At 72.1% G+C, this 21,370-nt stretch carries 19 protein-coding genes and 2 pseudogenes; 2 read left to right on the top strand and 19 right to left on the bottom strand.

Features of this window, described 5'->3' with window-relative positions:
- Positions 1–53: 53 nt before the first annotated feature.
- The 13 genes and pseudogenes from rpoZ to pyrR form a co-directional block, all read right to left on the bottom strand.
- Positions 54–320, bottom strand: a complete 267-nt coding sequence (gene rpoZ / locus ACXKR8_RS42020) for a DNA-directed RNA polymerase subunit omega (protein WP_030248832.1) — start codon at positions 318–320, stop codon at positions 54–56.
- A 25-nt stretch (positions 321–345) separates the two neighbouring features.
- Positions 346–903, bottom strand: coding sequence for a guanylate kinase (gmk, locus tag ACXKR8_RS42015; RefSeq protein ID WP_458269769.1), 558 nt, complete (start codon positions 901–903; stop codon positions 346–348).
- Positions 904–951: 48 nt separating this feature from the next.
- Positions 952–1,275: an integration host factor, actinobacterial type gene (gene mihF, locus ACXKR8_RS42010; RefSeq protein WP_182442798.1), complete on the bottom strand. Its 324-nt coding sequence runs from the start codon at positions 1,273–1,275 to the stop codon at positions 952–954.
- Between the two features lie 357 nt (positions 1,276–1,632).
- Positions 1,633–2,472 carry an orotidine-5'-phosphate decarboxylase gene (gene pyrF, locus ACXKR8_RS42005; RefSeq protein ID WP_458269768.1) on the bottom strand — a complete coding sequence of 280 codons (840 nt, stop codon included), beginning with the start codon at positions 2,470–2,472 and terminating at the stop codon, positions 1,633–1,635.
- Positions 2,469–3,430, bottom strand: a pseudogene (locus ACXKR8_RS42000) (dihydroorotate dehydrogenase). Before ACXKR8_RS42000 ends, pyrF begins: the two are co-directional and overlap by 4 nt.
- Complete coding sequence (locus tag ACXKR8_RS41995; RefSeq protein WP_458269766.1) at positions 3,431–4,282, bottom strand: dihydroorotate dehydrogenase electron transfer subunit; 852 nt, start codon at positions 4,280–4,282, stop codon at positions 3,431–3,433.
- A gap of 4 nt (positions 4,283–4,286) precedes the next feature.
- On the bottom strand, positions 4,287–5,387 hold the full coding sequence (locus ACXKR8_RS41990) for a quinone-dependent dihydroorotate dehydrogenase (protein WP_458269765.1): 1,101 nt from the start codon (positions 5,385–5,387) through the stop codon (positions 4,287–4,289).
- Positions 5,388–5,490: 103 nt separating this feature from the next.
- Positions 5,491–8,796, bottom strand: coding sequence for a carbamoyl-phosphate synthase large subunit (carB, locus tag ACXKR8_RS41985; RefSeq protein WP_458269764.1), 3,306 nt, complete (start codon positions 8,794–8,796; stop codon positions 5,491–5,493).
- Positions 8,789–9,916 (bottom strand): glutamine-hydrolyzing carbamoyl-phosphate synthase small subunit, encoded by a 1,128-nt coding sequence (gene carA / locus ACXKR8_RS41980; protein ID WP_458269763.1) that lies wholly within the window; start codon positions 9,914–9,916, stop codon positions 8,789–8,791. The genes carB and carA overlap by 8 nt, the downstream gene beginning before the upstream one ends.
- The gene (locus ACXKR8_RS41975; protein ID WP_462100060.1) at positions 9,916–10,485 is read right to left on the bottom strand and encodes a PH-like domain-containing protein; all 570 of its coding nucleotides are present in this window, start codon (positions 10,483–10,485) and stop codon (positions 9,916–9,918) included. Before ACXKR8_RS41975 ends, carA begins: the two co-directional genes overlap by 1 nt.
- A 70-nt stretch (positions 10,486–10,555) precedes the next feature.
- Positions 10,556–11,845: a dihydroorotase gene (locus ACXKR8_RS41970; RefSeq protein WP_458269761.1), complete on the bottom strand. Its 1,290-nt coding sequence runs from the start codon at positions 11,843–11,845 to the stop codon at positions 10,556–10,558.
- Positions 11,842–12,819: an aspartate carbamoyltransferase catalytic subunit gene (locus ACXKR8_RS41965; RefSeq protein ID WP_458269760.1), complete on the bottom strand. Its 978-nt coding sequence runs from the start codon at positions 12,817–12,819 to the stop codon at positions 11,842–11,844. Before ACXKR8_RS41965 ends, ACXKR8_RS41970 begins: the two co-directional genes overlap by 4 nt.
- Entirely contained in the window at positions 12,816–13,427 is a 612-nt protein-coding gene (gene pyrR, locus ACXKR8_RS41960) for a bifunctional pyr operon transcriptional regulator/uracil phosphoribosyltransferase PyrR (protein WP_458269759.1), read from the bottom strand. Before pyrR ends, ACXKR8_RS41965 begins: the two co-directional genes overlap by 4 nt.
- Positions 13,428–13,749: 322 nt before the next feature.
- On the opposite strand from pyrR, the gene bldD reads away from it, so the two are divergent.
- Positions 13,750–14,253, top strand: coding sequence for a transcriptional regulator BldD (bldD, locus tag ACXKR8_RS41955; protein ID WP_123503214.1), 504 nt, complete (start codon positions 13,750–13,752; stop codon positions 14,251–14,253).
- A gap of 80 nt (positions 14,254–14,333) precedes the next feature.
- On the opposite strand, the gene ACXKR8_RS41950 is transcribed toward bldD, so the two are convergent.
- From ACXKR8_RS41950 to ACXKR8_RS41935, 4 genes and pseudogenes are all read right to left on the bottom strand, one after another.
- A complete protein-coding gene (locus ACXKR8_RS41950) occupies positions 14,334–15,011 on the bottom strand; it encodes a GntR family transcriptional regulator (RefSeq protein ID WP_458269758.1) in 678 nt (225 codons plus the stop codon).
- A 27-nt stretch (positions 15,012–15,038) separates the two neighbouring features.
- On the bottom strand, positions 15,039–15,812 hold the full coding sequence (locus tag ACXKR8_RS41945; RefSeq protein ID WP_458269757.1) for an SDR family NAD(P)-dependent oxidoreductase: 774 nt from the start codon (positions 15,810–15,812) through the stop codon (positions 15,039–15,041).
- A 199-nt stretch (positions 15,813–16,011) separates the two neighbouring features.
- Positions 16,012–16,332: pseudogene (locus tag ACXKR8_RS41940) on the bottom strand (type II toxin-antitoxin system Rv0910 family toxin); the annotation flags it as partial.
- A 92-nt stretch (positions 16,333–16,424) separates the two neighbouring features.
- A complete protein-coding gene (locus tag ACXKR8_RS41935) occupies positions 16,425–17,222 on the bottom strand; it encodes a class I SAM-dependent methyltransferase (RefSeq protein WP_458269755.1) in 798 nt (265 codons plus the stop codon).
- A 78-nt stretch (positions 17,223–17,300) separates the two neighbouring features.
- Here ACXKR8_RS41935 and ACXKR8_RS41930 point away from each other — a divergent pair, with 78 nt between their 5' ends.
- Positions 17,301–18,461, top strand: a complete 1,161-nt coding sequence (locus ACXKR8_RS41930; RefSeq protein WP_458269754.1) for a winged helix DNA-binding domain-containing protein — start codon at positions 17,301–17,303, stop codon at positions 18,459–18,461.
- Positions 18,462–18,468: 7 nt separating this feature from the next.
- Here the strand turns inward: ACXKR8_RS41930 and ACXKR8_RS41925 are convergent, their stop codons facing one another.
- Together ACXKR8_RS41925 and ACXKR8_RS41920 are read right to left on the bottom strand one after the other, a co-directional pair.
- Entirely contained in the window at positions 18,469–20,373 is a 1,905-nt protein-coding gene (locus tag ACXKR8_RS41925; RefSeq protein WP_462100059.1) for a helix-turn-helix transcriptional regulator, read from the bottom strand.
- Between the two features lie 130 nt (positions 20,374–20,503).
- Entirely contained in the window at positions 20,504–21,211 is a 708-nt protein-coding gene (locus ACXKR8_RS41920) for an AAA family ATPase (RefSeq protein WP_462100058.1), read from the bottom strand.
- Positions 21,212–21,370 lie beyond the last annotated feature (159 nt).

Here is a 21,370-nt window from a genome sequence, read left to right as displayed (position 1 = left end):
CCGTCGTCTTCCGGATCGCGGCGTGCTGCCGTTTGTGCATGGCGTGGTCAGGACTACTGCGCGTCGATCGCCTCGGCGGTGAGCATACCGGCGTTGATCTCGCGGAGCGCGATCGAGAGCGGCTTCTCGTGCACATGGGTGTCGACCAGCGGGCCGACGTACTCCAGCAGGCCCTCGCCGAGCTGCGAGTAGTAGGCGTTGATCTGGCGCGCCCGCTTGGCCGCGTAGATCACCAGGCTGTACTTGGAGTCGGTGGCCTCGAGCAGCTCATCGATCGGCGGGTTGATGATGCCTTCGGGCGCTGTCATCGAAGAGGACACGCGGGAAACCTTCCGTCAAAAAAGATCAGACTACGTTGAGCAAGGTTAGCAGTTCGGCCGCTACACCCTCGACGGAGGTATTGACCAGGGTCGAGTCGAATTCACTTTCGGCGGCCAGTTCCACCTTGGCGGCGGCGAGCCGCTCGTTGATGACGGCCTGCGACTCCGTCCCGCGCCCGGTCAGCCGGCGGACCAGCTCGTCCCAGGACGGCGGGGCCAGGAAGACCAGCTGCGCCTCCGGCATCGACTCACGGACCTGGCGCGCGCCCTGGAGGTCGATCTCCAGCAGCACCGGCTCGCCGAGCTCCAGCTTGTCCAGCACCGCCTTGCGCGGGGTGCCGTAGTGGTTGCCCGCGAAGACGGCCGACTCCAGCAGTTCGCCGTTGGCGACCATCTTGGCGAACTGGTCCTCGTCGACGAAGTGGTAGTGGACACCGTTCTTCTCGCCAGGACGCGGCTTGCGCGTGGTGGCGGAGACCGAGAGCCAGACCTCGGGGTGTTTCTGCCTCATATGCGAGACGACCGTACTCTTGCCGACACCGGAGGGGCCGGAGAGCACGGTCAGCCGCGGACGTTCACTCATGTACCGATTATCCAGGAACCTGGCGGGTTTCCGAACCATCGGGACAGATCAGGCGGAAGCGCCGCCGAACTCGCGCTCCAGGGAAGCGATCTGGTTCGTGCCGAGACCGCGGACACGGCGCGACTCGGAGATGCCGAGACGCTCCATGATCTGCTTGGCACGGACCTTGCCGACGCCCGGAAGCGACTCGAGAAGCGCCGACACCTTCATCTTGCCGATGACGTCGTTCTCCTGGCCGGCCTTGATGACCTCGTGGAGCGACGCGCCGGAGTGCTTGAGCCGATTCTTGATCTCGGCGCGCTCCCGGCGAGCCTCAGCTGCCTTGGCGAGCGCAGCGGTGCGCTGCTCAGGGGTAAGGGGCGGAAGTGCCACGCCGTTCACCTCGGTGATTCGAATGAATGGGACAGGGACTTACACAAGACCGTCGAGGAACCTAGCGGCTCTGACCTGCGAGAGCAACGTGGAAACTGCCCCTCTCTGGACCTATCGCCGGACACTACCCCTCTGCGGGGTCCACGTCAGGAAAAACGACAGAAAAGTCCTGGTCAGACTCTGTCGACCAGGACTTTTCCGGACATAGCCCCCCGGAATACGAGATCAACTCGCACCACCGGGCGCCGCGTGGTTCGGACGAAGCGGTATGCCCGCACGGCCCGGACCGTAACCGCAGCTCAGGCCATCACAAGGCGTTCACCAATCCGCCACACGAATGAGCGAATAGTCGAACATTCAACCGATGGCCGCGCGCACCTCGTCCACGAATCGTGCGGACGCCTCCCGCAGCGCCCCGACCGACGGTCCGTGCTTCAGAATGTCGCGGGAAACGCTCGGCAGCACACTGCCCGCGGCCGGGCCGAAAACCTTGGGGAGATCGGCCGGGGTGGCCCCCTGCGCGCCGACGCCCGGGGCCAGCAGCGGGCCGTTGATGTCGAGGTCCGCGTTGATGTCCCTGAGGGTGGCGCCGACCACCGCGCCGAAGGAGCCCAGCGGGTCCGCGTCGGCGTTCTCCGCGGCGAGGCGGCGCAGGATCGACTGGGCGACGGTCAGCCCGTCCGCCCCCACCGCGTGCTGGACCTCGTGTCCCTCCGGGTTGGAGGTGAGCGCCAGCGCGAAGATCCCGGTGCCGCTGGCCCGGGCCGCGTCGAAGGCCGGGCGGAGCGAGCCGAAGCCGAGGAACGGCGAGACGGTGACCGCGTCCGAGAACAGCGGGCTGGTCGGCGCCAGGAAGGCGTCCGCGTAGGCGGCCATGGTCGAACCGATGTCGCCGCGCTTGGCGTCCATCAGCACCAGCGCGCCGGCCGACCGGGCGTCGGCGACGGTCTGCTCCAGCACAGCGACGCCCCTGCTGCCGAAGCGCTCGAAGAAGGCGCTCTGCGGCTTGAGCACGGCCACCTCGCCGGCCAGGGCCTCCACCACGGTCCGCGAGAAGCGTTCGAGGCCCGCGACGGTGTCGCCGAGGCCCCATGCCTCCAGCAGGGCCGCGTGCGGGTCGATGCCGACGCAGAGCGGGCCGCGGCTGTCCATGGCCGTGCGGAGTCGGGTGCCGAAGGGGACGGGCGGCGCGGTCATGTCGGGACTCCTTGGTGGTGGGCGAAGCCGATGGCGTCGGTGAGCTTGGCGAAGCCGCGTTCGGCCAGGGCCTGCCGCAGTTCGCCGAGGACCCGCAGCGGGGCCGAGGGGTCGTTGAAGATCGCGGTGCCGACCGCCACCCCGGAGGCGCCGGCGAGGACGAACTCCAGGGCGTCCAGGCCGGTCCTGATGCCGCCCATGCCGAGGATCGGCACCGTCGGCATGGTTCCGGCCCGCATCGCCGCGTGCACCTGGTAGACGCAGCGGACGGCGACCGGGCGGATCGCCGGCCCGGACAGGCCCCCGGAGACCCCGGCCAGGGCAGGCCGCAGGGTGGTGGTGTCGATGGCCATGCCGAGCAGGGTGTTGATCATCGAGAGGCCGTCCGCCCCGGCCCGGACGCAGGCCGCCGCGATCTCGGTGATCGAGGTGACGTCCGGGGTGAGCTTGGCGTAGAGCGGCAGCCCCGGGTCGGCCACCTCGCGGATCGCCGCGATCACGTCGTAGGAGGTGGCCGGGTTGCAGGCGAAGACCAGGCCGCGGTTGGCCACATTGGGGCAGGAGATATTGGCCTCGATGCCGATCACCCCGGGTCGCCCGCTCAGCGCCTGCGCCGCCTCGGCGAACTCCTCCACCCGCTCCCCCGCGATGGAGACCAGCACACGGGCGCCGCGCTCGGCCAGCCAGGGCAGCTCCTGCTCGACGAAGTGCTCGATGCCGGAGCCCTGCAGGCCGATGGAGTTGAGCATCCCGCTGGGCGTCTCCGCCATCCGCGGGTGGGCCGTCCGGAGCGCGGGTAGGGCATGATCGTCTTGGTGGTGATCGAGCCCAGCTCGGTGAGCGGCAGGAACTTCGCCAGCTCCCGCCCGTAGCCGGCGCAGCCGGAGGCGGTGGTGACCGGGTTCGGCAGGGTGCCGTTCCCGAACGGCGAGCTGAGGTCCACGTCCGTGGCGTCCATCTAGCGCACTCCCATCGCGGCCGCGCCGTAGAGGTCGGCGGGGACGGTGCCGATGTCGTTCCAGCGGACCCGGGTGCCGTCGAAGCAGGGCCCTTCCACGCAGGACCGGACGAAGCGGCTGATCCCGTCCTCCCCCACCACTGGCAGCACACAGGTCATACAGACGCCGACCCCGCAGGCCATGACCTCCTCCACCGCGCAGAAGCTGCGGGCGCCCTCGGCGGTGGCGATCCCGGTGACGGCCTGGAGCATGCCCATCGGGCCGCAGGAGTAGACGGCCTCCGCGCCGATGGCCTTGACCGCCTCCGCGAGCGGCAGCGTGACCTGGCCCTTTATCCCGCTGGAGCCGTCGTCGGTGGTGACCAGGACGTCCGGGGTGAGCTGCCGGGCGCTGTCGACGCCGAACAGCCGGTCCGCGCTGGACGCGCCGAGGATGAAGCCGACCGCGCCGCCTTGGGCGACGATCTGCTCGGCCAGCGGGAACAGCGGCGCGCTCCCGTAGCCGCCGCCGACGAACAGCGCGGTCACCGCCCCGACCGGCGGCGGGAAGGCCGTGCCCAGCGGCGCCACCAGATCGACGGTGTCACCCGCCCTGGCCCGCAGCAGTTCCCTGGTGCCGCGGCCGCGCTCGGCGACGATCAGCGAGATGGTCTCCTGCGCCGGGTCGGCCCGGTGGATCGAGAAGGCCCGGCGCAGCAGCATCGAGGAGTCCTCGCCGCCGACGGCCACGGCGGCGAAGTGGCCGGGTCTGACCCGCTCGGCCACCCCGGGGGCCCGGAGCAGGATGCGGTGGTAGGCGCCCAGGGGCGTGAGGTCGAGGACGTCCGCCCGGGTCTGGAGGGGGTGCGCCATGCGTTCACCTTCCGTTCGACGCGCCGACTGCTTCGCTCAGGGTTCCATGCCCGCTCGCGCGGAGTCGGACGGAGAGGCCGCGGTGGAGCCTGCGGCACCAGAAGGGACCCTCGTAGATGAAGGCACTGTAGCCCTGGATCAGGGTGGCCCCGGCGGTGATCCTGGCCCAGGCGTCGTCGGCGTTCTCGATGCCGCCGACCGAGACCAGGGTGAGCCGGCCGTCGGTACGGGCGTGCAGCCGGCGCAGCACCTCCAGCGAGCGCTCGCGCAGCGGCGCCCCGCTGAGCCCGCCCATGCCCGCGGCCTGGACCTTGGCGGGGTCGGTGCGCAGGTTCTCGCGGCCGATGGTGGTGTTGGTGGCGATGATGCCGTCGAGGCCGAGCTCAAGGGCCAGGTCGGCGACCTCGTCGATGTCGGCGTCGGCGAGGTCCGGCGCGATCTTGACCAGCAGCGGGACGTGCCCGCGCGGCGCGTGGGCGTCCAGGGTCGCCCGGACCGCGGTGAGCAGCGGCCGGAGCTGGTCGACCGCCTGCAGATTACGCAGGCCGGGGGTGTTGGGCGAGCTGACGTTGACGACGAAGTAGTCGGCGTGCTGGGCCAGCCGCTCGGTGCTGGTGACGTAGTCGGCGACCGCCTCGGCCTCGGGGACCACCTTGGTCTTGCCGATGTTGACGCCGACAACCGTCCGCGACGCGCCGGGCCGGGCGGCGAGCCGGGCGGCGACGGCGGCGGAGCCCTCGTTGTTGAAGCCCATCCGGTTGACCAGCGCGCGGTCCTCGATCAGCCGGAACAGCCTCGGCGTGGGGTTGCCCGGCTGCGGCTCGGCGGTGACCGTACCGATCTCGACGTAGTCGAAGCCCAGCATCGCCAGCCCGTCGATCCCGACGGCGTTCTTGTCGAAACCCGCCGCGAGCCCGAACGGCCCGGGCAGGTCCATCCCCAGCGCCTTCACCCGCAGCGCGGGGTCCCGCGGAGCGAGCACCCGCGCCACGACGGTCCGCAGCACCGGCACCGACGCCGCGAGACGGATCCAGAAGAACGCCAGGTAGTGGGCCCGTTCAGGATCCATCCGCCGAAAGACCAGATTGAACAACAAGCGGTACACAACGAAGCCTTCCAGCAGAGATCACGTGGCAGCACCCAGGGGCGCGGGGAACTGCGCGAAACGAACCCGCACCCTTCCCCGCGCCCCTGGTGGGTGCCTCGCGTCAGCGAGTTGCGTTGAGCTGGGCGGCATGCTCCTGCAGCGAACGAACCCCGATGTCGCCCCGCAGCAGCGCGTCGATCCCCTGCACCGCCGCGCCCATCGCCTGGACCGTCGTCAGACACGGCACCGACCGTGCCACCGCAGCCGTGCGGATCTCGTACCCGTCCAGCCGGCTGCCGGTGCCGTAGGGGGTGTTGATGATCAGATCGACCTCCCCGTCATGGATCAGCTGCACGATCGTCCGCTCGCCGTCGGCGCCCTCGCCGTCGCTGTGCTTGCGCACCACCGTGGCGTTGATGCCGTTGCGGCGCAGCACCTCCGCCGTGCCGGAGGTGGCCAGCACCTCGAAGCCCAGCCCGACCAGCGCCCGGGTCGGGAAGACCAGGTTGCGCTTGTCGCGGTTGGCCACCGAGACGAACACCCGGCCCTTGGTCGGCAGCGCCCCGTACGCCCCGGCCTGGGACTTGGCGTAGGCGATGCCGAAGGTGGTGTCGATGCCCATCACCTCGCCGGTGGAGCGCATCTCCGGGCCGAGGACGGTGTCGACGCCGCGGCCGTGGATGTCGCGGAAGCGGCTCCACGGCATCACCGCCTCCTTGACCGCGATCGGGGAGTCGATCGGCAGCGTGCCGCCGTCGCCCTCCCTGGGCAGCATGCCTTCCTTGCGGAGGTCGGCGATGCTGGCGCCGAGCGAGATCCGGGCCGCCGCCTTGGCCAGCGGCACCGCCGTCGCCTTGGAGGTGAACGGGACGGTGCGGGAGGCCCGCGGGTTGGCCTCCAGCACGTAGAGGATGTCGCCGGCCATGGCGAACTGGATGTTGATCAGCCCGAGCACGCCGACGCCCTTGGCGATGGCCTCGGTGGAGGCCCGCAGCCGCTTGATGTCGTAGCCGCCGAGGGTGATCGGGGGCAGCGCGCAGGCGGAGTCGCCGGAGTGGATGCCGGCCTCCTCGATGTGCTCCATCACGCCGCCGAGGTAGAGCTCGGTGCCGTCGTAGAGGGCGTCGACGTCGATCTCGATGGCGTCGTCCAGGAAGCGGTCGATCAGCACCGGGTGCTCGGAGATCAGCCCGGCGTGACGCTTGAGGTAGTCGGCCAGCGAGGGCTCGTCGTAGACGATCTCCATGCCGCGTCCGCCGAGGACGTAGCTCGGACGGGCCAGCACCGGGTAGCCGATCTCGTCGGCGATGGCCTTGGCCTCCTCGAAGGAGAAGGCGGTGCCGTGCTTGGGCGCGGGCAGGCCCGCGTCGCGGAGCACCCGGCCGAAGGCGCCGCGCTCCTCGGCCAGGTCGATGGCCTCGGGCTGGGTGCCGACGATCGTCACGCCGTTGTCCTTGAGCGCCTGGGCCAGGCCGAGCGGGGTCTGCCCGCCGAGCTGGACGATGACGCCCGCGACCGGCCCGGCCAGGGTCTCGGCGTGGACGATCTCCAGCACGTCCTCCAGGGTGAGCGGCTCGAAGTAGAGCCGGTCGGAGGTGTCGTAGTCGGTGGAGACGGTCTCCGGGTTGCAGTTGACCATCACCGTCTCGTAGCCGGCCTCGCTGAGGGCGAAGGAGGCGTGGACGCAGGAGTAGTCGAACTCGATGCCCTGACCGATCCGGTTCGGCCCCGAGCCGAGGATCAGCACCGCGGGCTTGGTCCGCGGCGCGACCTCGGTCTCCTCGTCGTAGGAGGAGTAGAAGTACGGGGTCTTCGCGGCGAACTCGGCGGCGCAGGTGTCCACGGTCTTGAACACCGGGCGGATGCCCAGCGCGTGCCGCACCTCGCGGACCACGTCGGCGTTGAGGCCGCGGATCTCGCCGATCTGCAGGTCGGAGAAGCCGTGCCGCTTGGCGTGGCGCAGCGTCTCCGGGTCCAGCTTGTCGGCCTCGGCGACCTCTTCGGCGATCTCGTGGATCAGGAAGAGCTGGTCCACGAACCAGGGGTCGATCCTGGTGGCGTCGAAGACCTCGCGCTGGGTGGCTCCGGCGCGGATGGCCTGCATCACCGTGTTGATCCGGCCGTCGGTCGGGATGCCCGCCTGGACCAGCAGCTCGTCCTTGTCCCCCGGCTCGCCGACGAAGGTGAACTGCGAGCCCTTCTTCTCCAGCGAGCGCAGCGCCTTGTTCAGCGCCTCGGGGAAGTTGCGGCCGAGCGCCATCGCCTCGCCGACCGACTTCATGGTCGTGGTCAGCGTGGCGTCGGCGCTGGGGAACTTCTCGAAGGCGAAGCGCGGGACCTTGACCACCACGTAGTCGAGCGACGGCTCGAAGGAGGCCGGGGTCTTCTCGGTGATGTCGTTGGGGATCTCGTCGAGGGTGTAGCCGACGGCGAGCTTGGCCGCGATCTTGGCGATCGGGAAGCCGGTGGCCTTGGAGGCCAGCGCGGAGGAGCGGGACACCCGGGGGTTCATCTCGATGACGATGATGCGGCCGTCGTCGGGGTTGATCGCGAACTGGATGTTGCAGCCGCCGGTGTCGACGCCGACCTCGCGGATGATCGCGATGCCGATGTCGCGCAGCCGCTGGTACTCGCGGTCGGTCAGGGTCATCGAGGGGGCGACGGTGATGGAGTCGCCGGTGTGGACGCCCATCGGGTCGAAGTTCTCGATCGAGCAGACGACCACGACATTGTCGTTGCGGTCGCGCATCAGCTCCAGCTCGTACTCCTTCCAGCCGAGGATGGACTCCTCCAGGAGCACCTCGGTGGTCGGCGAGAGGGTCAGGCCCTGCCCGGCGATCCGGCGCAGCTCCTGCTCGTCGTGGGCGAAGCCGGAGCCGGCGCCGCCCATGGTGAAGGAGGGACGGACCACCACGGGGTAGCCGCCGAGGGTGTCCACGCCGGCGATGATCTCGTCCATGCTGTGGCAGATCACCGAGCGGGCGGACTCGCCGTAGCCGATGGTGGCCTTGACCGCCTCGACCACGCCCTTGAACAGCTGGCGGTCCTCGCCCTTGTTGATGGCCTCGACATTGGCGCCGATCAGCTCGACGCCGTACTTGGCCAGCACCCCGTTGTCGTGCAGCGAGATGGCGGTGTTCAGCGCGGTCTGGCCGCCCAGGGTGGGCAGCAGGACGTCGGGGCGCTCCTTGGCGATGATCTTCTCGACGAACTCCGGGGTGATCGGCTCGACATAGGTGGCGTCGGCGATCTCCGGGTCGGTCATGATCGTGGCCGGGTTGGAGTTGACCAGGATGACCCGCAGGCCCTCGGCCTTGAGCACCCGGCAGGCCTGGGTGCCGGAGTAGTCGAACTCGGCGGCCTGGCCGATGACGATCGGGCCGGAGCCGATGACCAGGACCGAGTGGATGTCTGTGCGCTTAGGCACGCTGGCCCTCCAGAAGCTCTACGAAGCGATCGAACAGATAGGCGGCGTCGTGCGGACCGGCCGCCGCCTCCGGGTGGTACTGGACGCTGAACGCGGGCTGGTCCAGCAGCTGCAGGCCCTCCACCACGTTGTCGTTGAGGCAGACGTGGGAGACCACGGCGCGCCCGTAGGGGGTCTGCGTCTCGCCGTCCAGCGGGGCGTCCACGGCGAAGCCGTGGTTGTGCGCGGTGATCTCGACCTTGCCGGTGGTGCGGTCCTGCACCGGCTGGTTGATGCCGCGGTGGCCGTACTTGAGCTTGTAGGTGCCGAAGCCCAGCGCCCGGCCGATGATCTGGTTGCCGAAGCAGATCCCGAACAGCGGGGTCTTCCGCTCCAGCACCGCCTTGATCACGGTGAGATCGACGGTGGCCGGGTCGCCCGGGCCGTTGGAGAGGAACACGCCGTCCGGGTTGACCGCGTAGACGTCCTCGACGGTGGCGTCGGCGGGCAGCACATGGACCTCGATGCCGCGCTCGGCCATCCGCTGCGGGGTCATCCCCTTGATGCCGAGGTCCAGCGCCGCGACGGTGAACCGCTTGGCGCCGATCGCCGGGACCACGTAGGCCTCGGTGGTGGAGACCTCGGCGTAGAGGCCGGCACCGACCATCTGCGGGGCCTGCCGGACCCGCTGCAGCAGGGTGGCGTCGTCGGCGAGGGCCTCTCCGGAGAAGATGCCGCAGCGCATCGCGCCGTTCTCGCGCAGGTGCCGGGTGAGCGCGCGGGTGTCGATCCCGCTGATGCCGACGATCCCCTGGTTGACCAGCTCCTCGTCCAACGAGCGCTGCGAGCGCCAGTTGGAGGGCAGCCGGGCGGGGTCGCGGACCACATAGCCGGCCACCCAGATCCGGGCGGACTCGCCGTCCTCGTCGTTGACGCCGGTGTTGCCGATCTGCGGGGCCGTCATGGTGACGATCTGGCGGTGGTACGAGGGGTCGGTCAGCGTCTCCTGGTAGCCGGTCATGCCGGTGTTGAAGACCGCCTCGCCGAAGGTCTCACCGATCGCGCCGTACGCCTGGCCGCGGAAGACCCGCCCGTCCTCCAGGACGTAGGCGGCCGGCTTCCTCTCGGTACGTGCGGTCATCATGCGCCTTCCTTGTGTTCACTCGCTGCGTGTTCACTCGCTGCGTGTTCGTTTGAGAGGTCGCCGGTCACCTTGGCGTGGGCCCGCAGCAGGACCTCGACCGCGGTGACCCAGCTCTCGTGCTCGTCGGGGTTGTCGGCCCTGACCCCGGTGTCCAGCAGCTTGTCCCCGTGCTCCCAGGTCACCACCAGCAGGCCGCCGTCGGGGACGACCTTGCCGGCGATACCCCGGTCGGTACGGGCGCCGCGCAGCGCGGTGATCGGGACGAAGAAGCTGGTCGAGGCCGGGCGGACGACGTTCAGGCCCTCGGCGCTCAGGGTCAGCTCGACCAGGCTGCGGTCGCCCAGCCGGTGCGCGACGATCCGGTCCAGCCAGTCGCCCGCGGTGGTGCTGCCGAAGTAGCGGCCCTCGAGCTCCAGGATCGGCGCGGTGCCGCGCTTGGGCGCGACCGGCAGCGGCGGGATCCCCGACTGCTGGGTCCTGCGCCAGAGCCAGCCCTGGCGCATCAGCCAGTAGATCAGCGCGATGAGCACCAGCAGCCCGACGATCCAGCCGATCAGATCGCCCACATGGGTGACCGGCGCGGAGTGCGGCGCCTCGGCGGCGAGCGGACTCGGGAGGCCCGAAAGGCTGGGAGGCTCATACCAGCTCCCCGCCCAGGACCGTGGCCCGGCCGCGGAGGAAGGTGGCGACCACGCGTCCGGGCAGGTCACGGCCACGGTAGGGGGTGTTCCGGCTGCGGCTGGCAAAGGTGTCGGGGTTCACCGTTCCACGGTACGCGGGGTCCACCAGGACCAGGTTCGCCGGTTCGTCCACCGAGACGGGACGGCCGTGGCCGACCAGTCCGCCGATGGCGGCCGGGCGGTAGGACATCCGGTCGGCGACCTCGGCCCAGCCGATCAGCCCGGTGTCGACCATGGTCTGCTGCACCACCGAGAGCGCGGTCTCCAGCCCGACCATGCCCATGGCCGCGGCGGCCCACTCGCAGTCCTTGTCCTCGGACGGGTGCGGGGCGTGGTCGGTGGCGACGGCGTCGATGGTGCCGTCGGCGAGGGCCTCGCGCAGGGCGAGCACGTCCGCCTCGGTGCGCAGCGGCGGGTTGACCTTGTAGACCGGGTCGTAGGAGCGGACCAGTTCGTCGGTCAGCAGCAGGTGGTGCGGGGTGACCTCGGCGGTGACGTCCCAGCCCTTGGACTTGGCCCAGCGGATGATCTCCACCGAGCCCGCCGTGGAGACATGGCAGACATGCAGCCGGGAGCCGACATGGGCGGCCAGCAGCACATCGCGGGCGATGATCGACTCCTCGGCGACGGCCGGCCAGCCGATCAGGCCCAGCTCGCCGGAGACCGCGCCCTCGTTCATCTGCGCGCCCTCGGTGAGCCGGGGCTCCTGGGCGTGCTGGGCGATGACCCCGCCGAAGGCCTTCACGTACTCCAGCGCGCGGCGCATGATCACCGCGTCGTCCACGCACTTGCCGTCGTCGGAGAAGACCCGGACCGAGGCGGCGGAGTCGGCCATGGTGCCCAGCTCGGCGAGCTGCTTGCCCTCCAGGCCGATGGTGACCGCGCCGACCGGCTGCACGTCGCAGTAGCCGGACTCCCTGCCGAGCCGCCAGACCTGCTCGACCACCCCGGCCGTGTCGGCCACCGGGAAGGTGTTGGCCATGGCGTGGACGGCGGTGAAGCCGCCCTTGGCGGCGGCGCGGGTGCCGGTGTGGACGGTCTCGGCGTCCTCGCGGCCGGGCTCGCGCAGATGGGTGTGCAGGTCGACCAGGCCGGGCAGGGCGATCAGGCCCTCGGCCTCGACCACGGTGTCGCCCTCGGCCGGCTCCAGCGCGGCGCCGATCTCGGCGATCACGCCGTCCTTGAGGCGCAGGTCCTGCGGCTCCCCGCCGAGGACGCGGGCGTTCTTGATCAGGTAGCTGGTCACTTGCTGTGCTCCTCAAGGGGACGTGCAGGGGAAAGCGCCGGCTCGGAGCCGCCGAGCAGGAGGTAGAGGACGGCCATCCGGATGCTGACGCCGTTGGTGACCTGCTCCACGATGGTGGAGCGGGCCGAGTCGGCGATCTCGGAGGCGATCTCCATCCCGCGGACCATCGGGCCCGGGTGCATCACGATGGCGTGGTCCGGCAGGGTCGCGGCGCGCTTGGCGTCGAGGCCGTAGCGGAGCGAGTACTCGCGCTGGGTGGGGAAGAAGGCGGCGTTCATCCGCTCGCGCTGGACCCGGAGCATCATCACCGCGTCGCTCTTGGGGAGCACCGCGTCCAGGTCGTAGGAGAGGGCGCAGGGCCAGGTCTCGATGCCGAACGGGACCAGGGTCGGCGGGGCGACCAGGGTGACCTCGGCGCCCAGGGTGTGCAGCAGCCGGACGTTGGAGCGGGCCACCCTGCTGTGCAGCACGTCGCCGACGATGGTGATCCTGCGCCCGGCGAGGTCCCGGCCGAGGCCCGGGTTGAGGTGCCGGCGCATGGTGAAGGCGTCCAGCAGGGCCTGGGTGGGGTGCTCATGGGTGCCGTCGCCGGCGTTGACCACGCTGCCGTGCAGCCAGTCGGACTCGGCCAGCCGCTGCGGGGCGCCGGAGGCGCCGTGCCGGATGACCACCGCGTCCGCGCCCATCGCCTGGAGCGTCAGCGCGGTGTCCTTGAGGGTCTCGCCCTTGGAGACCGAGGAGCCCTTGGCCGAGAAGTTGATCACGTCGGCGGAGAGCCGCTTCTCGGCCACCTCGAAGGAGGTGCGGGTCCTGGTCGAGTCCTCGAAGAAGAGGTTGACCACGGTGCGCCCGCGCAGGGTCGGCAGCTTCTTGACGGCGCGGGTGGAGACCTGGGCCATCTCCTCGGCAGTGTCCAGGATCAGCAGCGCGTCGTCGCGGGTCAGGTCGGCGGTGGAGATCAGGTGTCGCTTCACTGGGCGCTCCCGTTCGAGTCCTCGTTCTGGCCGCTGTCGTTCTGGCCGAGCAGGACGGCGTCCTGGCCGTCTATCTCGGCCAGCTTCACCTTGACCGCCTCGCGCAGCGAGGTGGGCAGGTTCTTGCCCACGTAGTCGGCGCGGATCGGCAGCTCGCGGTGGCCCCGGTCGACCAGGACGGCGAGCTGGACCGCCCGCGGCCGGCCGAGGTCGCCCAGGGCGTCCAGCGCGGCCCGGACGGTGCGGCCGGAGAAGAGCACGTCGTCGACCAGGACCACGAGCTTGCCGTCCAGGCCGCCGGGCGGGATCTCGGTGTGCTCCAGGGCGCGGGCCGGCTTCAGCCTCAGGTCGTCCCGGTACATGGTGATGTCCAGGGTGCCGAAGGGGATGTCCCGGCCTGCGATCTTGGCCAGCCTGCTCTGCAGGCGGCGGGCGAGCAGGATGCCGCGGGTGGGGATGCCGAGCAGGACGACGTCCTCGGCGCCCTTGGCGCGTTCCACGATCTCGTGGGCGATACGGGTCAGTGAACGGGCGATGTCGCTCTCGTCCAGGACCTGGCGGGAGCCGCCGGGGGTGCTGTCGCGCTGGGTACGGTCTGTTGCGGTCATGCCGAAGCCGACCTCCTTCCCCGCCTCACTGGACGGGCCTTAAAGGATGTCTGTGGAGTGTGCTGGTCACCGGCCCCGTTCGGGTCAGTGGCCGCCGTCCACCCTATCAGGACGCCGTCGGGCGGATCATGCCGCCCGGGGCGTCGCACGACTGCCCCATTCAGCTTGACGAAGTCATATCACTCTGCGTAACCTCACAGTGAGTTACGGCCGGGCGACGGATGTCCATCCTCCGCACCGTCTCAGGGCAAGAACAGGGCCAGTACAGATTTTCGTACAGCGCACTCAGAGCGTCACGCCACATCACGTCCGGGGAGACCATTTGTCCAGCGACTACGCGAAGCAGCTCGGCGGCAAGCTGCGGGCGATCCGCACCCAGCAGGGGCTTTCCCTGCACGGCGTCGAGGAGAAGTCACAGGGCCGCTGGAAGGCCGTGGTCGTCGGCTCCTACGAGCGCGGCGACCGTGCGGTGACCGTGCAGAGACTCGCCGAACTGGCCGAGTTCTACGGGGTCCCGGTGCAGGAACTGCTGCCCGGCAGCACCCCCGGCGGGGCGGCCGAGCCGCCGCCGCGCCTGGTGCTCGACCTGGAGCGGCTGTCCCAGGTCCCGTCCGAGAAGGCAGGACCGCTGCAGCGCTATGCGGCGACCATCCAGAGCCAGCGCGGCGACTACAACGGCAAGGTGCTCTCGATCCGCCAGGACGACCTGCGGACCCTCGCAGTGATCTACGACCAGCCCGCCTCGCTGCTGGTGGACCAGCTGATCAGCTGGGGCGTGCTCGACCCGGACGCGCGCCGTGCGGTGCGCGAGGACGACTCGGTCTGACCGAGCTGCAGAAACGTCACAGCAGTGGCCCGTCCCCGCGGTGGGGGCGGGCCACTGCCGCGCTCAGCGCCCCTCGGTCCTCACAACTCCTCGGCCGGCAGCGGGCGGAGCCGGCCGAGATGGGCCCGGAGCAGTCGCCGGGTGCCGTCGAGGTCGCGGGCGAGCATCAGGTCGAGCAGCTGCTCGTGCTCCTCGGCCGAGGCGACCAGACGGCCCGCCGCGGCCAGCGCGGCCAGGCCCAACAGCCGTGAGCGCTTCCGGAGTTCGCCCACCGTGCCGACCAGGTGCCGGTTGCCGGCGAGCGAGAGCAGGGCCAGGTGGAAGCGGCGGTCGGCCTCGGCGCAGCCGGTGAGGTCCCCGGCCTTGGCCGCCTCGACGATCTCCCTTGCCAGCGGCCGCAGTTGCTCCAGCTCGGCCCGGTCGGCGCGGCGGGCCACCTCGACCGTGGCCGGGATCTCGATCAGCGCCCGGATCTCGGTGAAGTCGTCCAGGTCCTGCTCGGTGACGGCGACCACCCGGAAGCCCTTGTTGCGGACGGTCTCGACCAGGCCCTCCTTGGCCAGGTCCAGCATCGCCTCACGGACCGGTGTGGCGGAGACGCCGAACTCCGCGGCGAGGACCGGGGCGGAGTAGACCGTGCCCGGCCGCAGCTCGCCGACCACCAGCGCGGCCCGCAGCGCCTGGGTGACCTGCTCCCGGAGGCTGCGGCGTTCCGGCACGAGCGGGGGACGGGGCGTCCCGGGCGGCTCGGGGTTCATGGCGACCTCCTCCTGCGGACCGCCGACTCAGCGGCGGTCGAGACGTCGCCCGGCGCGGGAGGAGATTCCGCCGAGCAGGCCGAGCGGAGCCTTGCGCGCGGCGGCCACCACCGCCTTGTAGCGGCGCGAGGGGACGCTGACCGTGCGGCCCCTGGCCAGGTCCCGCAGCGCCTCGTCGACGACCTGCTCCGCCGACAGCCACATCCAGCCGTTCAGGTCCGACATGTCGAGCCCGGCCCGCTGGTGGAACTCGGTGTGGGTGAAGCCGGGGCACAGCGCCAGCAGCCGCACCCCGGTCCCGACCAGGTCGCGGGCCGCGCCCTGGGTGAACTGGACCACCCAGGCCTTGCTGGCCCCGTACGTCCCGCGCGGCACGAACGCGGCCACCGAGGCCACGTTGATCACATAGCCGCGCCCGCGCTCCCGCATCCCCGGCACGGCCGCCGTGGTGAGCCGCAGCACCGCCTCGATGTGGAGCTTGACCATGGTCAGCTCCTCCGCCAGCGGCACCTTGAGGAAGCCGTCCCTGAAGCCGATCCCGGCGTTGTTGACCAGCAGGTCGACCGGCCGCTCCGGATCCGTCAACCGGGCCTCCACCGCGGCGATCCCGGCGTCGGTGGCCAGGTCGGCCGACAGGACCTCCGCGCCGACGCCGAACTCCTCGGCCAGCGCGGCGGCGGTGTCGGCCAGCCGGTCCGCGTCCCTGGCGACGAGGACGAGGTCGAGGCCGTCCTGGGCGAGGCGACGGGCGAAGGCCGCGCCGATTCCGGCGGTCGCGCCGGTGATGAGTGCTGTGGGCATACCGCGACCCTACCCACCCCCGGCGGCCCGGCCGCTGCCGCCACCCCCGGCGCCACCCGGGCCGGCCTCGCCGGTTGCGTCGGCCACGTCGGCTACGACACCAGGGCGGTGAGCTTGCGCAGCGACTCGTTGAGGCGGTGGTGGTGGCGTCCTTGACCCGGGCCGCCATCATGTTGACGGCCGCGCCCTTGAACTCGCTCTCCACCGTCACCAGCGTCCCCTCGCCGTCCTCGGCCAGCACGTAGTGCTGCATCAGGGTGATCCCCATCGGGCCCTTGCCCGCCAGCTTCCAGGACCGCCCGGGCTCCAGTTCGGTGACCGTCCAGGCCGCCTCCGAGGGCATCCCCATCAGCGTCATCTTCTCGCTGAACTCATTGCCGACCGCCAGTGCCGCGGGCGCCCCGCCCGGGAACGCGGTGTGGATGGTGTTCCACTCACCGAAGCGGTCGAAGTCGCTGATGATCGCCCAGACCTTGTCGACGGGCGCGGGCACGGACACGCTGACTGATACCTCGGGCATGACGTCTCCTCCACGGTCCGGCCACGGGGCAGCCGCACGGCGCGGCCGTACGGTCACCGGTCCGGTGAGGCTAACCAGAATCTGACGAACCATCAAGAAACTTGACGGGTACGGGCGAGATAGAGATGCGTGGCCGTTTCCAGCTCGAACGAACCGCCCTGGGCGCCGACCGTCCGGGCGATGTCGGCCAGCAGCGCGTCGCGTTGGCCGTCCGGGAGCATCCGGTACGGGGAGAGCGATGCCAGCAGGTCGAGGTAGCGGTCCGTGCTGAACGTGTGGCGGGAGTCGTAGCGCCGGGTCTCGGCGTCGACGTAGCGGTCGTCGGCCAGGATGTCGGTCAGCGGCCAGGAGTTCACCGCCGCGGTCTCGTCCGCTCCCAGCGTGGCCGGGACCAGCGCGGCGGCGTCATGGCGGCCGTGCGCGGCGGTCAGCGCGGAGCGCAGCTCCGTGTCGCGGATGCTGAACCGGTTCCAGAACAGGGCGATCGCCGCTCCCGGGCGCAGCGCCTCGACGGCGAGGGTCCACCGGGTGGCGGGGTCGACCCAGTGCCAGGCCTGGGCGCTGAACAAGAGGCCGAACCGCGCGGCGGGGGGACGCCACTGCTCGAAGCCGGACACCACCACGGCCGTGCGCGGGTGGGGCGCGCAGGCCTGGGCCAGCACGGCGGCCATCCGGGCGTCCGGCTCCAGGCAGGTCAGCTCGAGCTCCCGTGCGGCGAAGGCGGTGCTGGCCTTGCCGGTGCCCGCGCCGACCTCCAGCACCGGCGCGTCGCCGAGCCGCGCGTAGTCGAGCACCTCGTCCACCAGGGCCTCCGGATATCCCGGCCTGGCCGCCTCATAGGCGTCCGCCACCTCACCGAACACCCCGCGCTGCTCGCGTATCCCGGTCATCCTCACCCCTAAGCTCGCTGGAACCGCCACACTATCGACCGCGTTCCGCCAGTGATCAACCAGGGAAGGCCACCGACCGTGCAGCTCACCGACGCCGACCGTCGCGCCCGTCTCGCCGCCCGCCATCTGCTCGGACCCGACGCGCGGGCCGCCACGCCCGAGCAGGTGGCCGACACCCTGGTCGGGCTGCACGGCACCGACCCGGCCACGGTGTTCCTGGCCGTCGCCGCCCGGATGGCCGGGGCCACCCCGGCCGCCCTGGAGCAGGCGCTCTACCAGGAGGTGAGCCTGCTCCGGCTGCTCGCCATGCGCCGCACCATGTTCGTGGTCGGCCGGGAGCTGGCCGCGGTGGTGGACGCGTCCACGGCGCGCGCGGTCGCCGCCAAGGAGCGCAAGGGGTTGCTGGCGTTCCTTGCGGACGGCGGGGGCTGGGGCAGTGCATGGCTGGCGGCGGCGGAGCAGCAGGCCCTGGAGGTGCTTGCCGCGGGCACGCCGCTCACCGGCGCCGAGTTGAGCGCGGCGGTGCCCGCGCTGCGGGAACGGGTGGTGGTCGCCGCCGGGAAGCCCTACGAGGCCACGCAGACCGTCGCCAGCCGGGTGCTGCGGGTGCTCGCCGCCGAGAACCGGATCCGCAGGGACCGGCCGCGCGGCTCCTGGACCTCCAGCCAGTACCGCTGGGTCACTGGCGAGCCGTTCCCGCCACTGGCAGCCCCCGGGGCCCGGGCCGAGCTGGTCCGGCGCTGGCTGGCGACCTACGGTCCCGGCACCGAGGCCGACCTGGCCTGGTGGACCGGCTGGACCCTCGGCGACGTCCGAAAGGCGCTGCTGGCGGTGCAGGCTGAAAAGGTGCCGCTGGAGAACCAGGGCACCGGCTACGTCCTGCCCGGCGACACCGAGCCCGCACCGGAATCGGCCCCGTACGCGGCGCTGCTGCCGGCCCTGGACCCGACCGGGATGGGCTGGCGGCAGCGCGACTGGTACCTCCCGCCGCAGCACACCGCCGAGCTGTTCGACCGCACCGGCAATATCGGCCCGACCGTCTGGTGGGACGGCCGGATCGTCGGCGGCTGGGCCCAGCGCCCGAACGGCGAACTCGTCTGGCAGTTGCTGGACCAGGTGGGCGCGGACGCCGTGGCCGCCGTCGAGGCCGAGGCGGCGACGCTGACCGCGTTCATCGGCGAGGTACGGATCACCCCGCGCTTCCGCACCCCGCTGGAGCGCAAGCTGTCCAGCAGCTGACGCAGTATCAGAGCAGTCCTGCCAACTCCCCCCGCGAGGCCACCCCCAGCTTGGGATACGCCTTGTAGAGGTGGTAGCCGACGGTCCGTGAGCTGAGGAACAGCTGCGCGGCGATGTCCCGGTTGGACAGCCCCTGCGCCGCCAGCCGGACGATCTGCGCCTCCTGCGGGGTGAGCAGCGCCAGCGCTCCGGGCGGGCGCCCCTGGGACGGCGCGGTGGTCCCGGTCGCGCCCAGCTCGGTGCGGGCCCGCTCGGCCCAGGGGACGGCGCCCAGCTGCTCGAAGGCGTCCAGGGCGGCGCGCAGCGGGGCGCGGGCGTCGGTCCTGCGGCGCTCGCGGCGCAGCCACTCCCCGTACAGCAGTTCGGTGCGGGCCCGGTCCCAGGGGCGGTGCTGCTCGCCGTGCAGTTTTAGCGCGGCCAGGAACTGCCGCTCCGCGCCCGCGTCCGCGCTGAGCAGCGCCTCGCAGCGGAGCACCAGCGCCGCCGTCCAGGGCTGCCCGCTGCGGCCGGCCCAGTCCCGGAAGTACCCGAAGGCCGCTTCCGCCCGCTCCGGCTGCCGCAGCCGGACCGCCGCCTCCAGCAGGTCGGGGACCGCCCGCAGGGCCCCGACATGGTGTCGCTGCGGGCCGTGGACCAGCGGTTCCAGCCGGGACAGGCACTCCTCGGCCCGGCCCTGGCCGAGGTCGAGCAGGCCCAGCGCCCACTGCGTCCAGGGGCGTCCGGCGGCCCCGGCCGCCAGGGCGTTCCCGGCGCTTTCCCTGGCCGCCGCCGTGTCGCCGCCGATCGCCGTCAGGTAGGCGAGGAAGCTGTGCATCTGGCTGGCCCACTGCCGCTGGCCGGTGTCCTCGGCCAGCCGCAGCGATTCGGTGGCATGGGCCAGCGCGTCCCCGGGCAGCCCGGTGAACAGCTCCCCCTCGGCCAGGAAGAACAGCAGCGTCGGCAGCGCCCCGACCGCGCCGCCCGCCCGGGCCTCGGCGACCAGTTCGCCGGCCAGCCGGACGGTCCCGGTGTCGTCGCCGAGGATCAGCGCCGCCCCGCAGACGGTGCCGAGGTCGACCGGCACGGCCGCACCGGCCGCCCGGGCCCGCGCGGCCACCTCGGCGACCGGCGCGGGCCCGGGCGCGTCGCCGTCGCCGTCCTGGCCGAGCAGCGCGCCGGTGACCTGCACCAGGTAGCCGACCAGCGGCGCGGCCCACTCCTCGGGGCCGGGGGCGAGCGCCGCCAGCCGGTTCCGGACCAGGCCGACCGGCTCCTCGCCGAGGTACCAGGCGGCGTGGAAGGCCTGGATCAGCACCCGCGCGGCATGCTCGGGCGCCGGTTCGGTGACCAGTTCGGCGGTGCGCAGCAGCAGGTCGAGCGCGCCCTGGTGGTCGCCGTGCCAGAACCGGGTGAGGCCCTGGACGAACAGCAGCTGGGCCAGGGTCAGCGGATCGGCCGGGCCCGGCTCAGCGGCGATCCGGCGCAGCGCCTGTTCGGCGAGCCCGGCGGCGCGGTCCAGCTCGCCGCCCTCGGCGGCGGCCTCGGCCGCGTAGGCGTGGCGGCGGGTGGCGTCCGCCGCGGCCGGGCTGAGCCGGGCGGCCCGCTCATAGGCGGCCGCGGCCCCGGTGTGACCGCCGCGCCGGGCGGCGTGCTCGGCGGTGCGCTCCAGCTCGGCGGCGAGCCGCTCGTCCGGTCCGGTGGCGGCCAGGGCGAGGTGCCAGACCCGGCGCCGGTCGTCGGTGAGCACCTCGGCGAGGGCCCGGTGGGTGGCCAGCCGCTGGACCAGCGGGGCCCGCTGCAGCACGGCGGCGCGCAGCAGCGGGTGCCGGAAGACCAGCCGGGTCCCGGCCTCGACCCGGACCAGCCCGGCCTCCTCGGCCGCCCGCAGATCCTCGGCCCCGCCGCCCAGCAGGGCCCCGGCCCGCAGCACCACGTCCAGCTCGCCGGTCTCCTCGGCCGCGGCGGCGAGCAGCAGCGACTGGGTGGCGGCCGGCAGCCGGGTGACCTGCCCGTGGTAGGCGAGCCGGAGCCGGCCGGTGACCGGCAGCGCCGCTGACGAGTCGTCACCGGCGCTGCCGGGAACGGTCGGCAGCTCGGTCAGGGCCAGCGGGTTGCCATGGGCCTCGCCAGGATCCGGCGCCGCCCGGGTCGGCCGAGCGCGGTGGTCGCGGCGAGCAGGGCCTCGGCGGCCGGGTCGGCCAGGGCACGCAGCCGCAGCTCCGGCAGACCGGGGGCGGCCCAGGAGCCCTCCCCGTCACGGGCGGCGAGCAGCAGCACCACGCCCTCGTGCTGGAACCGCCGCGCGGCCAGCAGCACCGCCTCGGTGGACTCCCGGTCCAGCCACTGGGCGTCGTCGACCACGCACAGCAGCGGCTGCTCCTCGGCGAGTTCGGCCAGCAGCGAGAGCACGGCCAGGCCCGCGAGCAGCCGGTCGCCGGGCCCCGCGCTGCCGGTCTCGGCCAGGCCGAAGGCACGTTCCAGCGAGCGCCGCTGCGGCGCGGGCAGCCCCGGCAGCCGGTCCAGGGCGGGCGCGAGCAGCAGCGAGAGGCCGGCGAAGGGCAGCTCCGCCTCGTACTGGACCCGGTGGTGCGCAGCACCCGGAAGCCGCTGCCGGCGGCCGTGGCGGCGGCGTGGTCGAGCAGCGCGGTCTTGCCGATCCCCGGCTCCCCGCGCAGCACCAGCGCCCCGCTGCGCCCCGGCCCGGCCGCGGCGGCCAGCAGGGCCTCGACGGCGGCCTGTTCGTCCTCGCGTCCGTACAGATGGGAAGGCACCACCGCACCCTACCGACCCACCCGGACGAACCCGCGCCCGGAAGTACCTAAGCACGACGGATTCCGCGATTCCCGTGCCCGCGTAGCTTTTTGACCTGCGGGGACAAGGAGTCCCCGACCGCAGCAGAGGAGCATCCGATGACCGACACCCGCACCCTC

The organism is Streptacidiphilus sp. PAMC 29251, assembly GCF_054208735.2.
This window is presented reverse-complemented; position numbering and strand designations above follow the sequence as displayed.